This is a genomic window from Phenylobacterium sp., assembly GCF_016124325.1.
Lineage (GTDB): Bacteria > Pseudomonadota > Alphaproteobacteria > Caulobacterales > Caulobacteraceae > Phenylobacterium.
In genome coordinates this window covers 58,176-71,242 of record NZ_WGNY01000019.1, presented here as the reverse complement: position 1 = coordinate 71,242, position 13,067 = coordinate 58,176, and the positions used below count along the sequence as shown (strand labels likewise).

9 protein-coding genes and 1 pseudogene are annotated in these 13,067 nt (G+C 69.2%); 2 read left to right on the top strand and 8 right to left on the bottom strand.

Translation table 11 applies throughout. From position 1 onward, the window contains the following. Positions 1–55 precede the first annotated feature (55 nt). Positions 56–1,621: a hypothetical protein gene (locus tag GC203_RS11145; RefSeq protein WP_293454272.1), complete on the top strand. Its 1,566-nt coding sequence runs from the start codon at positions 56–58 to the stop codon at positions 1,619–1,621. A 167-nt stretch (positions 1,622–1,788) separates the two neighbouring features. On the opposite strand, the gene GC203_RS11140 is transcribed toward GC203_RS11145, so the two are convergent. The 3 genes from GC203_RS11140 to GC203_RS11130 form a co-directional block, all read right to left on the bottom strand. Further along, the gene (locus GC203_RS11140; protein WP_293454271.1) at positions 1,789–3,159 is read right to left on the bottom strand and encodes a deoxyribodipyrimidine photo-lyase; all 1,371 of its coding nucleotides are present in this window, start codon (positions 3,157–3,159) and stop codon (positions 1,789–1,791) included. Further along, a complete protein-coding gene (gene ligA / locus GC203_RS11135) occupies positions 3,156–5,249 on the bottom strand; it encodes an NAD-dependent DNA ligase LigA (RefSeq protein WP_293454269.1) in 2,094 nt (697 codons plus the stop codon). The genes GC203_RS11140 and ligA overlap by 4 nt, the downstream gene beginning before the upstream one ends. 64 nt (positions 5,250–5,313) lie before the next feature. Next, positions 5,314–6,201 carry a calcium-binding protein gene (locus tag GC203_RS11130; RefSeq protein WP_293454268.1) on the bottom strand — a complete coding sequence of 296 codons (888 nt, stop codon included), beginning with the start codon at positions 6,199–6,201 and terminating at the stop codon, positions 5,314–5,316. Positions 6,202–6,382: 181 nt separating this feature from the next. Between GC203_RS11130 and GC203_RS11125 the strand changes: the two genes are divergently transcribed. Continuing rightward, positions 6,383–8,272 (top strand): winged helix-turn-helix domain-containing protein, encoded by a 1,890-nt coding sequence (locus tag GC203_RS11125; RefSeq protein ID WP_293454266.1) that lies wholly within the window; start codon positions 6,383–6,385, stop codon positions 8,270–8,272. Here GC203_RS11125 and GC203_RS11120 read toward each other — a convergent pair. From GC203_RS11120 to lpxC, 5 genes and pseudogenes are all read right to left on the bottom strand, one after another. Then, entirely contained in the window at positions 8,250–8,645 is a 396-nt protein-coding gene (locus GC203_RS11120; RefSeq protein ID WP_293454264.1) for a VOC family protein, read from the bottom strand. The genes GC203_RS11125 and GC203_RS11120 overlap by 23 nt on opposite strands. A 74-nt stretch (positions 8,646–8,719) precedes the next feature. Beyond that, entirely contained in the window at positions 8,720–10,417 is a 1,698-nt protein-coding gene (gene recN / locus GC203_RS11115; RefSeq protein WP_293454262.1) for a DNA repair protein RecN, read from the bottom strand. 228 nt (positions 10,418–10,645) lie between these two features. Next, positions 10,646–11,449: pseudogene (locus GC203_RS11110) on the bottom strand (outer membrane protein assembly factor BamD); the annotation flags it as partial. Positions 11,450–11,536: 87 nt separating this feature from the next. Next, entirely contained in the window at positions 11,537–12,148 is a 612-nt protein-coding gene (locus GC203_RS11105) for an MSMEG_1061 family FMN-dependent PPOX-type flavoprotein (protein ID WP_293454260.1), read from the bottom strand. 51 nt (positions 12,149–12,199) lie between these two features. Further along, positions 12,200–13,063, bottom strand: a complete 864-nt coding sequence (gene lpxC / locus GC203_RS11100; RefSeq protein ID WP_293454259.1) for a UDP-3-O-acyl-N-acetylglucosamine deacetylase — start codon at positions 13,061–13,063, stop codon at positions 12,200–12,202. Between the last annotated feature and the right edge of the window lie 4 nt (positions 13,064–13,067).

The window sequence follows — 13,067 nt, the reverse complement described above, 5'->3', positions numbered from 1 at the left end:
GGGGGTGTATGGGGCCCCCCCTGTTCTCCAGGACGTCACCTACACAATTGGCGCGTTGACGCTGGCTGGATCCGCGTCTGTCGGCGGAGGCGCGGTTCGCCTCTCCAGCGCCACACTCGGGCTCCTCGTCGACGGCTACGTGGATTCTTGGACAGTGGGGACCGCCACGACCGGCACCAATGGAGACTGGGTGCGGGCCGGCGGCGGGTCAACTGCCGAGGGAAACACGGCTAGGACTCCAACGCCTGCCGTCAGCCGCACCTTCAACGACACCACCTACGTCTTCCCGGTAACGGCGACGAACGCCTACGGCACCAGCAACACCGCCACCATCACGATCAACATCATGGCAGGCGCTGCAAGCTGGGGCGACAAGCCGACTGGCGGCTTCAATGACAACTTCGCCGCGGCGGTCATCGGCTCAGTTGCGATCTTCGAGGCAAATTTCGGAACCGCCATCATCATGTCCACGGGCGTAAACCGCGGCAACACGGGGATCTCGATCCAAGACCTTGCTTTCGCGGGGCCGTCATACGTGACCTTGAGAGATGCTGATCCTGCGAGGCCGGGCCTCTACAATCAGTGCGCCCTCGCGCGCTGCAACTACATCGACGTCAACGCGATCAATTGCGGCCAGGGGGCTCCCAAGACGATCCAAACAGGCCGCTTCTTGTTGGCGGGAAGTCAGCATTGGTCGCTGACCAACTGCACAGCAATCGACGCGAAGGACGATCCTCCCCTCCAGACGGGAGGCGGTGTCTACGCCATTCTTTTGGTGGGTTCCGGTTCGACGCATTGCTCAAACTGGATCATCGAAAACTTCATTTCCGAAGGCCAGTTCGGGGGGATCAAGGAAGCCTCCACCACGGGTCTTGTCCACGACGGCGTAGTGAATGGCATCAAGATCAGGTGGTCGCGAGACAACGCGATGTTCTGGACCACGTGGACCGATATCCAACTCAACGATGTGTGGATCGTCTCGAACCTGATCTATGGCGGGCTCCACCCGGATCAGATTCAACGCGCCGACCAGCATTCGGCGACTCGCGTGACGATCAATCGTCTCTTCACGGCCGTTGCGGGAGGCGACTATCCGCAAGGCTTGTGGCATGGGGCAGCGGGTGCATCGACGGAAGTTGATTTCACCATCAACAACGGTTTGATCGTGGAGAGCCAACAGGCCGGTGTGGCGTTCAGCTGCAACGATGGCGGCCTCGTGAAGAACGTCACGCTTTATGCGGCAACGACGCCCCCGGAACCTCCCATCACCAACGGCGGCTCATTCTACGCAGACGGTGCTGCCGGAGTGTGGCCAAACCCAGTGAACATTCGACGTGTATATGCTTTCGGAAAAAAGCTTGAGGAAAACTCAGGTGGATTTTCAGAAGGAATTGGGGTCATATTCAGGAATAATGGAGGAACTCAGGCGAATGATTTTTCCACCCCCAACCCAACTAATATTTTAGATTCCATTACAACTGAAGAGTGGGACGCAATGACATTTCAGGAAATCTTCGAACTTCACAATTCGATCTTCACGCCTGGATCCAACTTGGCCGTCGGGGATGGTACCTACATTGGCGCGTTTGATGCCGATGGCAACTGGAACGAAGCTGGATGATCGTTACGCGCGAACTCTCTTCAGACTTTTGGCGGGCTTGCGCCTCAACATTCTAGTCTGACGAAGGGACGACCTAGCCAAGCCATAGATATGAAGCGCCGTCGCCGGAACGGGGTATCGAGGTTCTGACGCGACTGCATGAGCTATCGCTTGGCATTCATCCAAATTCACGACGCCTCGGCCGCCGAGAGCGCCGCCACCTGGGCCACATAGGCCTCGGCGTCGAATTTCCGGAAGGTGTTCTGGCCCATGGAGCGCACCGTGCCGAACACCGGCTGCGGGCCCCACGGGCGGTCGTGCAGGCCGAACAGCCAGCCGACGTTGGTGAACGAGTTCGGGTCGCGCCCGTCGAGGAACCAGCGGTTGTTCAGCGCCAGCGTCGTCTCGAAGGCCTCTTCCGGCGTCCGCGACCAGTGGAGGATCTTCTTCCCCCAGTACATGCGCATGTGATTGTGCATGTAGCCCGTGTCGCGCATCTCGCGCATGGCGGCGTTCCAGTAGGGGTCGTGCGTCTCGCCGGCCTCGAACTGCGCGCGGTCGTAGAAGTGGGGCCGCTCGTCGCCCGCGTGGTCGGCCAGGGTCCTGCGGGCCCAGTCCGGCAGGGCGCCGTATTCGTCGTAGCGCGGCTCGAAGAGGGCGTGGTTCATCGCCAGCTCGCGCCGGACGATCAGCTCCTCCAGATAGGTCGCCACGCCCGTCCGCTGGCCCGAGCGGCGCACCGCCAGGGCGATCTCCACCGGCGAGATCTGGCCGAAATGCAGATAGGGGCTCATGTGCGAGGCGACGCCGGCTTCCGGCCTCCCGCGCTCGGCTTCGTAGCGGCCCAGCGCATCCTCGACGAACCGGGCCAGCCGGCGCCGGGCCGCCGCCTCGCCGGGCTCGAACCGGCGCACTTCGCCGACCTCCTGGTCGATCTTCAGGTCGCGCAGGACGGCGCCGACGTCGCCGAGGTCGATCGCGCCGTCCACGGGCGGGGCCGTCCAGGCGTGACGCACCGGGGTTTCCGGCAGGTCGTGCAGGGAGTCGTCCCACAGGCGTTGCACCTTGGGCCGCAGCGTCCGGGCCGCGTACTCGTGCTTGCCCGACGCCGCCTCCACCGGGACCACGACGTCGCCCTCCACCTGGACGAGACGCCGGCCGAGATCCTCCGCCAGCCGGGCGCGCCAGGCCCGCTGGATGCGCAGGTAGCCACGGTCGCAGACGACCAGCGCCGCCTCCGCCGCCAGCTCGCGGACCAGCGCATGGGGCGGCTGCTTGCGGATCGCAAATCCGATCCCCCGCTCGGCCAGGGCCCGCTCCACTTCGGCCAGGCCCCGCAGCATGAAACCGTAGTGCCGCGCATTGGCCTCGGGGAACGCCGCCAGCCCGAAGGCGACCAGCACCGGCAGCCCGAGCGCGTTCGCCTGCTCCACTGCGTATTCCAGCGCCGGGTTGAAGCCCCCGCGCTGCGACTGCTGCATCCAGTAGAGGACGTAGCGCGCGCCTTCGGGGCGGACGGGCGCCTCGACGAGGGTCTGAAGGCGCGTGGCGGGGATCATCCTCCCACCATCGCGATCCACTCGTCCTCGGTCATCACCTGGATCCCGAGTTCGGTGGCGGTCTTCAGCTTCGAGCCGGCGCCCGGGCCGGCGACGACGATGTCGGTCTTCTTCGACACCGAGCCCGAGACCTTGGCGCCCAGCCGCTCGGCCTGGGCCTTGGCCTCGTCGCGGGTCATCCGCTCCAGCGTGCCGGTGAACACCACCGTCTTGCCGGCCACGGCGGTGTCGGTCTTGGGCTTCTCGGCCTCCTGGACCTGCAGCTCGTCCTTCAGCGCCTGGACGATCCGTCGGTTGTGGTCCTCGGCGAAATAGGCGGCGGCCGCGTCGATCACGGCGCCGCCGATCTGGTCCATGGCGTCAAGCTCCTCGACGGCCTCGGGATCGCGCGCGGCGACCTTGTCCATGGCCTCCAGGAACGCCTCGATCGTCCCGTATCCGCGGGCCATGACCACGGCGGTCGTCTCGCCGATGTGCCGAATGCCCAGGCCATAGATGAAGCGGTCGAGCGCGATCGTCCGCCGCGCCTCGATACCCTCGAACAGGTTCTTCACGCTGGTCTCGCCGTAGCCCTCGGTCTCCAGCAGTTCGTCGCGGTGCGCGTGCAGGCGGAAGATGTCGGCGGGCTCTGCGATCCAGCCGCGTTCGACGAAGGCGGTGAGCTGCTTTTCGCCCAGCCCCTCGATGTCGAAGGCCCGCCGGGAGACGAAGTGGCGCAGGTGCGCCAGCCGCTGGAAGGGGCAGGCGAACTCCCCGGAACAGCGGCGCACCACCGTCTCCGCCCCCGAGGCCGTGGTCTCGCGCACCACCTCGGTCTTCAGGTCGCAGGGGCACACGTGCGGGAACTCGAACGGCGCAGGCTCGGGCTTCGGCCGCTCCTCGGGAACCACGCGCACGATCTGCGGGATCACGTCGCCGGCGCGCTGCAGGATCACGGTGTCGCCCACCCGCACGTCCAGGCGCTCGATCTCGTCGGCGTTGTGCAGGGTTGCGTTGGTGACGACCACCCCACCCACGGTGACGGGCGTCAGCCGCGCCACCGGCGTCAGGGCCCCCGTGCGGCCCACCTGGATGTCGATGGCCTCCAGGACGGTGCGCGCCTGCTGGGCCGGGAACTTCCGCGCGATGCCCCAGCGCGGGGCGCGGGAGACGAAGCCCAGCCGCTGCTGCCAGTCCAGCCGGTCGACCTTGTAAACCACCCCGTCGATGTCGAAGCCCAGCTTCGGCCGCTCAGCCTCCATGCGGGCGTAAGCGTCCAGCAGGCCCTTGGCGCCTTGGACGCGCTCGGACTGCGGCGTGACCTGGAACCCCCACGACTTGAGTTTCGCCAGCGCCTCCCACTGGGTCTCGGCGAACGGTTCGCTCAGGAGACCCCAGGCATAGGCGAAGAAGCGCAGCGGCCTCTGGGCCGTGACCTTCGAATCGATCTGACGCAGCGAGCCGGCGGCGGCGTTGCGGGGATTGGCGTAGGTCTTCTGGCCCGCCGCCTCGGCGGCCTCGTTCAGAGCCGCGAACTCCGCATGGCCCAGATAGACCTCGCCGCGCACCTCGATGGTCTCGGGCCAGCCCGAGCCCTTCAGCCGCCTGGGGATCTCGCCGATGGTCGAGACATTGGCGGTCACATCCTCGCCGACCCGGCCATCGCCGCGGGTCGCCGCCTGGACCAGCACGCCGTTCTCATAGCGGATCGAGCACGACAGGCCGTCGATCTTGGGTTCGGCGGTGTAGGCGACCTCCTCCTCCAGCTTCAGGAACCGCCGCACGCGGGCGTCGAACTCGACCGCGTCCTCGTCGGAGAAGGCGTTGTCCAGGCTGAGCATCGGCACGCCGTGCTCGACCGGGGCGAACTGCTCCGCCCGCGTCGCGCCCACCCGGAAGCTGGGCGAATTCTCGCGGATCAGGTGCGGGAATCGGGCCTCGATCTCCGTGTTGCGGCGCTTGAGCGCGTCGTAGTCCGCGTCCGAGATCGCGGGCGCATCCTCCTGGAAGTAACGGATGTCGTGCGCCGCGATCTCGTCGGCGAGGCGGGTCAGCTCGGCGACGGCTTCGGCCTCGGTGAGCTGTTCGACGGACTTCGGCGCGGCGACCATGGCGGCAAGCTGTAACCCGCACCGCGGCGTCGACGAAAGCCGAATGCGGCCGGCATGGCGGCCGTCAGCTCCCGAAGATCCAGTCCCCGGTGAGGGTGCTCATCTGCACGCCCACCAGGATCATCTGGCCGCCGCCCGTCATGTCGATGACCGTGTCGGCCCCGACCTGGGAGACTGTGTAGACGGTGCCCGGATCGAGTTGCACCCGGTCGCCCTCGGCGATGTGGAAGTCCAGCACCCGGTCGATCCCGGCCGCCCCGAAGGTGTGGAAGCGGTCGGCGCCCGCCCCGCCGGTGATGGTGTCGTCGCCCTTGTCGCCCGAGACGAAGTCGTCCCCGGCCCCGCCGTTGACGATGTCGTCGTTCTGGCCGCCGCGGACGATGTCGTCCCCGTCGCCGCCCTCGCAGGTGTCGTTGCCGAGGTTGCCGTAGACCAGGTTCTGGCCGGCCGAGCCCACCAGGCTGTCGTTGTCCTTGCCGCCGACCACCCAGTCGTCCCCGCCGCCGGAGACGCAGGTGTCGTCGCCCTGGTTGCCGTTGATGTCGTCGAAGCCCGTCCCGCCCACGATGGAGTCATTGCCCTCCTCGCCGCGGAGATAGTTGGTCCCGCCGGGGTCGGTAATGAGGTCATCGCCGGCGCCGCCATAGATCGCGTTGGCGCCGGTCGAGCCGTTGAAGGTGTCGGCCTGGGCGCTGCCCCGGATGTCCTCGATGCTGGTCAGCACGTCGCTGCTGTCGCCGCTCGTGTTCTGCGGGCCGCTGATCGAGAGGTCGGCGTGGATGCCGCGCGGCGCGAACTGGTAGTCGACCATGTCCTCGCCGTCGCCGCCGTCGATGACGTCGCTGCCGGCGTCGCCGTTCAGCGTGTCGTTCCCTCCGAACCCCTCCAGCACGTCTTCCTCGATGCTGCCGGTGATGTTGTCGTCGCCGGCCGTGCCCCTGTAGAGCGGCATGCGTGTCTCCCTCTCGCCACTGCGCCTGCGCCGAGAGGTCGGCGCCGGCCGTTCGAGGTTCGGGACCCTCGCGCGGGTTCACCACACCGCCGAGGTGATGAAGGGCTTATGGCTTCATCATGCGGCGGGCCTTGCGCCTCGGACGCCTCTTGTCGTTCAGTGGTCGGGGGGAGGCGTGTGCGTGTCTGACCATCCGGCAATACGACTCGCCGAGGAGCCCGCGTTCCGCCTCGGAATCCTCGAGGTCACCCCCGCGAAGCGTCAGGTCGCCTGGAACGGCAAGAGCCGGACGCTCGAGCCGCGGGTCATGCAGGTGCTCGTGGTCCTGGCCGGCTCCAGGGGCGATGTCGTGGGTCGCGACGAGCTCATTCGCCGCTGCTGGGACGGCCGCGTCGTCGGCGACAACGCCATCAACCGGGTCATCTCGCTGCTCCGGGACCTGGCCGCCGAGACGGGCGCCTTCGAGCTGGAGACCGTCATCAAGGTCGGCTACCGCCTGACCGGGGCCGGCGCTCCGGCCGACCGGCCCGAGGCCTCCCGGCGCGGCGTCCGGTTCGGCAGGCCCGGCGTGATCGCCTTGGTCGCCGTGGCGGCGCTTGCGGTGCTGGCGGGCTGGCTGTTCATCCGGTTCGGCCCGGCGTCTCGCGAACAGGGCCGGGTGGAGGTCGCCGTCTTCGATGCGAGACGCGACGATCCCGACCTGCGCAGGCTCGCGGCCGGCGTACAGGATTCCATGCTCGCCGCCCTCACGCGCACGGGGATCGACACTGCCCCGGCGGGCGCGGCCGGCGCGCGCCGGGCGGAGCTGCGGGTGTCGGGCTCCGTCGACCGCCAGGGCGATCAGGTCGTGATCACGGCGCAGGTCGAGGACGGCCGCAGCGGCCTCGTCCTTTCCTCGCTAAAGCTCGATCGGCCGGCGGGCGCCACGGCCGGGTTCGCCGACCAGGTGGCGCTCGGCGTCACGGCGGGCCTGGACTGCGCCCTGTCGGACCGGCGCCAGTCGAGGCAACCGTTTCCGCCCAACATCCTGGCGCTCTACCTCAACGCCTGCGACGCCGTCGCCCGCGAGGCCAACACCCAACGGATGCTCGAGACCGGCCGCAAGCTGGTGGCCGCCGCGCCGAAGCTGGCCGCCGCCCATGCGCTCTATGGCATCGCCCAGGCGAACGCCGCGACGGAAGCGGATGACCCGGCCGCCGCCGAGGCGCTGCGCGTCGGGGCCAGGAGTTCCGCCGCGAAGGCCCTGAGCCTCGATCCGCGCACGCCCAAGGCCTACCTCGCCATCGCCAACAGCTATCCCGCGGGCGGGCACTGGGCCGTGCGCGAGGCGAACTACCTGAAGGCCCATGCGATCGACCCGAACCTCAATCCAGGGCGCATCAGCTATATCGCGCTGCTGCGTGAGGTGGGCCGCCTCGACGCGGCCCGCGCCATCGCCGAGCAGGTGATGGCCTCCGGCGATCCCCGCACCGCCACCTATGCGCGAATTCCGATGATCTCCATCGCCGGCTCCCAGGGCGATCTCGACACGGCCAGACGTGTCCTGAAGGAACTGGAGCGGTCCGACCCGCAACTCGCCCGGCAGATCGGCTGGCTCGTGGCCATCACCTACGAGGAACCCGAGCAGGCGCTCGCCCGCCTGCGCGCGCTGGGGCCGCAGGTGGCGCCGAACACCGGGGCCTACGTCTGCAATGTGAAGTTCCTGGAGGAGCTGCCCGGCCGTATCGCCCGGCGCGCCCATGGCCTGCCGGCCGCCTGCGATATCGCGCCGCCGTCGCGGCGCGCCCAGATGCTGGCCCGCGAGGGTGACGTCGACGGGGCCTTCGCCGAGGCCGACCGAGCGCTGTCGTCGCCCGACGTGTTCGCGGCCTTCCTGTTCTTCGCCGCCACCAAGTCGCTGCGCAGCGATCCGCGGTTCATGGCCCTGGCCGCGAAGGCGGGCCTGACCGACTACTGGCGCAAGAGCGGCCACTGGCCCGACTTCTGCGCCCAGCCGGGCCTGCCCTACGACTGCAAGGCCGTGGCCGCCGCGCCCCCGCCCGTGCGGCTCAGCGCTGGACGATCTGGGTAAGGACGCCGCCCGTCTCGGAGGGATGGACGAACACCTGCCCCTTCACCGGATTGCCAGGTCCCGGATCACCCACCAGCCGCACGCCCTTGGCCCGCAGGTCGGCGAGGGTCGCCTCGATGTCGTCCACCTGCATGGCGATCAGGTGCACCCCCTCGCCGCGCTCGGCCAGCCGCTTCGCGATCGGGCCCTGGTCGTCGATATTGGAGACCAGTTCGACGTACGACTCCGGGAAGCGGAAGAACGCCATCTTCATGCCCGCCGCGGCCGCCTCGCGCCGTTCGCTGACCGGCGCGCCATAGATCGCCTCGTAGCGGCCGACCGCCGCGTCGAGGTCCTTCACGGCGATCACCACGTGATCCACACCCTTGAACATCCGGCGCTCCTCTTCCTTATTGGCCGAAGAGCTATCAGTCGCGGCCCGGGACGCCAACGCTCCCGGCGGGTCGCTCAGGCGTCCATCAGCGCCCGGGCGGCCGCGCGCGCCGCGTCGGTGATCTGGGCGCCGGCGAGCATCCGGGCGATCTCCTCCTCGCGATCGGCCGGGCTCAGCACCTCGACGGCCGTGCGCAAGCGCTCCCCGTCGCCGGCCTTGGCGATGCGCCAGTGCGCCTCGGCGCGGGCCGCCACCTGCGGGCTGTGCGTGACCACGAGCACCTGGGCCGCGCCCGCCAGGCGCTTGAGCCGCAGCCCGACCGCGTCGGCCACCGCGCCGCCGACACCCTGGTCCACCTCGTCGAAGATCATCAGCGGCTGCGGCCCGCCGCCGCGCCCGGCCAGGGCGGCCTTCAGCGCCAGGGCGAACCGCGCCAGCTCGCCGCCCGAGGCGATGGCGCCCAGATCGCCGAACGGGGCGCCCGGATTGGTCGAAATCTCGAACGCCACGCGGTCGAGGCCTGCCGGCCCGGCCCGCTCCTCGGCCAGCGGCTCGACGGCCACCCGAAAGCGAGCCTTCTCCAGCTTCAGCGGCGCGAGTTCGTCCATCACCGTGGCGGCGAGCCGTTCGCCGGCCTCGCGGCGCGCGGCGGTGAGCGCGGCTGCGGCATCGAGATAGGCTTTCCGCGCGGCCCCCGCCGCGGCCTCGGCCGCCTTCAGCGTCGCTTCCGACGACTCGATCGCCCGCAGGCGCTCGGCGAACGCCACGCGCAGGCCGGGCAGGTCGTCGACCTGGACGCCCAGCTTGCGGGCCAGGCCGCGCAGGTCGAACAGCCGTTCCTCGGCCTTCTCCAGCCGGTCGGGCTCGAAGTCGAAGGCGGCGGCGGCCAGGTCGATCGCCGCCTCGGCCTCGCCGGCTTCCACCAGCACCCGGTCCAGCGCCTCGGCCGCGGCGGCCAGACGCGTCACCGCCGCGCCGTCGGCGGCCGCGCCGGCCGTCATCGCCCGCTCCCGCGCCCGTTCCAGCGCTCGGATCGCGGAGGCTGTCTTGGGGCCGAGACCGTCGAAGGTCTCCCTGGCCTGGTCGATGTCGGCGAGCGCCTTCTCGGCGGCGCCCAGCACGGCCCGCTCCTCGGCCAGTCCGGCTTCCTCCCCCTCGCGCGGGTCCAGGCGATCCAGTTCCGACAGGCGGAAGGTCAGTTCCTCGGTCTCGGCCGCCGCGCGCGCCACGTCGCCCTTCAGGGCGTCGACCCGTTCGCGCGCCTCGCGCCAGGCCGCCCAGGCGCTGGCCACCGCTCCGCCCTCGCCGCCCAGCGCGCCATAGGCGTCGAGCAGCGGCCGATGGGTCCGCGCATCGAGCAGGCCGACGGTCTCATGCTGGCCGTGCACCTCCAGCAGCGCCTCGCCCAGCTCCTTCAGCACGCCGACGCCGGTGGCCTGGTCGTTGACGAAGGCCCTGCTGCGGCCGTCGGCGGAGAGCGTGCGGCGCAGCACGAGGTCCTCGTCGCGGGCGTAGGCCAGGCCCTTCTCTTCCAGCAGACCCCAGACCGGGTGATCCGGCGCCGGCGCGAAGACCGCCGCGGCCACGGCCTGGGCCGAGCCGCGGCGCACGAGGCCCGCGTCGCCCCGCGCGCCGGTCGCCAGGCCCAGCGCGTCCAGGATGATCGACTTGCCGGCGCCGGTCTCGCCGGTGAGCGCCGTCAGGCCCGGCCCGATGGACAGGTCCAGGGTCTCGATCAGAACGACGTCGCGGATCTGCAGGCCGATCAGCATGGCGGCAAGATCGTATGGAATCAGACGCCCCGAAAGGGCTCAGTTCGCCTTCGGTTCCGCCTCGGCGGTGTCCTTCTTGTCGCCGCCGCCGAACGGCAGGCTGAACAGCTTGCGCTTCTTGGTGGCCTTGCTCGACGACACGACCGTGTTGGGCTCCTGCGCCTGCGGCGGCTTGACGGTCTTGTCCTTGTCCTTGCGGAACGGCAGCCGAAGGATGCCGCGCGCGCCGCCCGACTTGGGCTCCACCGCCGGCCTCAGGCCCTTGGACGTGAGGAGCTTGTAGGCGTCGGCGTACCACTGGTCGCCCGGATAGTTGTAGCCCAGCACCGCGCCGTTCCGCTTGGCTTCCTGCAGGAGGCCCAGGGTCAGGTAGCCCTCCACCAGGCGATAGAGCGCTTCGGGCGTGTGGCTGGTGGTCTGGTAGCGGTCGACGACGGTCTTGAAGCGGCCGATCGCGGCCAGGGTGTCGCCGTTGCGCAGGTACCAGCGGCCGATGGTCATCTCCTTGCCGGCGAGCTGGTCGTTGACCATGTCGATCTTCAGGCGCGCGTCGGCCGCATATTCCGTCGTCGGATAGCGCTGCACCACGTCGCGCAGGGACTCCAACGCCTGGCCTGTCGCGGCCTGGTCGCGGTTCACGTCCACGATCTGCTCGAAGTAGCAGATGGCCTTCACGTAGTGGGCGTAGGCGGCGGCCGGATTGCCCGGGTAGAGCTGGATGAAGCGGTCCGCGTCGCCGATCGCCTCGGCGTAGTTGTTGCCCTCGTAGTGGGCGTAGGCCTGCATCAGGATCGAGCGGCGCGACCACTCCGAATAGGGATGCTGACGCTCTACTTCCTGGAAGTAGCCGACGGCCTGGTTCCACAGGTGGCGATCCAGGCGGTTGGCGCCAGTGGCGTACAGCAGTTCGACGGGCCGCTCCTCGTAGGCGAGCCGCACCTTGCTCTTCTTGTTGCTGGCGCAGGCCGAAAGGGCGAGGGCGCAGGCGGTGGCGACCAGGACCACCCGAGACGAATTCCGAAGCTGCGACACCTTCACCTCAAGACCTGCGCGCCCCCACGCGGAGACGACGCTTCTACACTACGCAATGTGGCGCGCAAACGGCGTCGGGATCAGGAGCTAGAGGGTCTCGCGGAGGCTCTCGACCTGTTCGGCGTGCGTCGCCTTGGGCTTCTCCAGGCCGAGCTGTTCGCTGACCATCTCGGACAGCGAGGGCAGCGTGGCCCGGTCCACGCGGTGGCTGTCGCCCCAGAGGTCGGCGCGCATCAGCGCCTTGGGGCAATGCAGATAGGCCTCGCGCACCGCGATTCGCAGCAGCGTCTTCGGAACCTTGCCGAATTCGGCGAACCCCTCGGCAAGCGCCTCGTCCACCACGAGGCTGGCGCGGCCGTTGACCCGGTAGATGTCGTCGACGCCCGGGATCATGAACATCAGGCCCACCTCGCCCGAGCCCTGAGCGATGTTCTTGAGCGAGTCGAGCCGGTTGTTGCCGGGGCGGTCCGGCATCAGGAGGCTCTTGCCGTCCTCGGAGACCCGCACGAAGCCCGGCCCTCCGCCCCGCGGCGAAACGTCGACGCCGCCCTCGGGCCCGACGCTGGCCAGCGCCACGAAGGGCGAAAGCTCGATGAAGCGGCGTCCGTGCCTGTCGACGTGGCCGATGTCCTTGGCCACGGTCAGGGCGTGCGGCGGCTTGTAGAGCGCTTCCAGCTGAGCAGCGGCGTCGTCGGGCATGAGCGGACCTCCTGCCCTATACGATCATTCTTGCGAACGACTCGCAAGAACTTAGACGGCTTCGCGAAGGTCCTCGACCAGGGCGCGGAAGCGCCATGCGTGCGGCTTGGCCAGCAGGGCGCGGACGAGCGCGTTGTTCAGGCCGTGGCCGGCCAGCACGCCCTCGAAGCGCCCAAGCACGGGGCCGCCGAGCAGATAGAGATCGCCGATCGCGTCCAGCGCCTTGTGTCGGACGAATTCGTCCGGGCGGCGCAGGCCTTCCGGATTGAGGATCCGGTCGCCGTCGATCACCACCACATTGTCCATCGAGCCGCCGCGGGCGAGACCCATGGCGCGCAGCGCCTCGACCTCGTGCAGGAAACCGAAGGTGCGGCAGTCGGCGAGTTCGTCACGGAACGCCCGCTCATCCATCGCCATGTCGATGGCCTGACGGCCGATCGCGCCGCTGGCGAAGGCGATCTCGAACGCCACTTCGAAGCCGGTCGCCGGCTTGAGCGTCCCGCGCTTGTCGCCGTCGACCACCTCGACCGGCTCCAGGATCTCGATGAAGCGCCGCGCCTTCTCCTGCGGCCTCAGGCCGGCGCGGTCGAGGATGCGCACGAACGGGGCGGACGACCCGTCCATGATCGGCATCTCGGGCCCGTCCACCTCGACCACGGCGTTGTCGACGCCCAGCATGGCGAAGGCCGCCATCAGGTGCTCGATGGTCGAGACGGTCACGCCCTCGGCGTTTCCGATCACCGTCCCGAGCTGGGTCTTGCAAACCGCCTCGCCCCGGGCCGGGATGGCGTTGTCGCGATCCTTCACGTCGGTGCGCACGAAGACGATCCCGGCGTCCGCCGGGGCGGGGCGCACCGACACGCGGGTGTAGGCGCCCGTGTGCACGCCGACGCCAGCGAAGAGCGCGGGCGACATGACG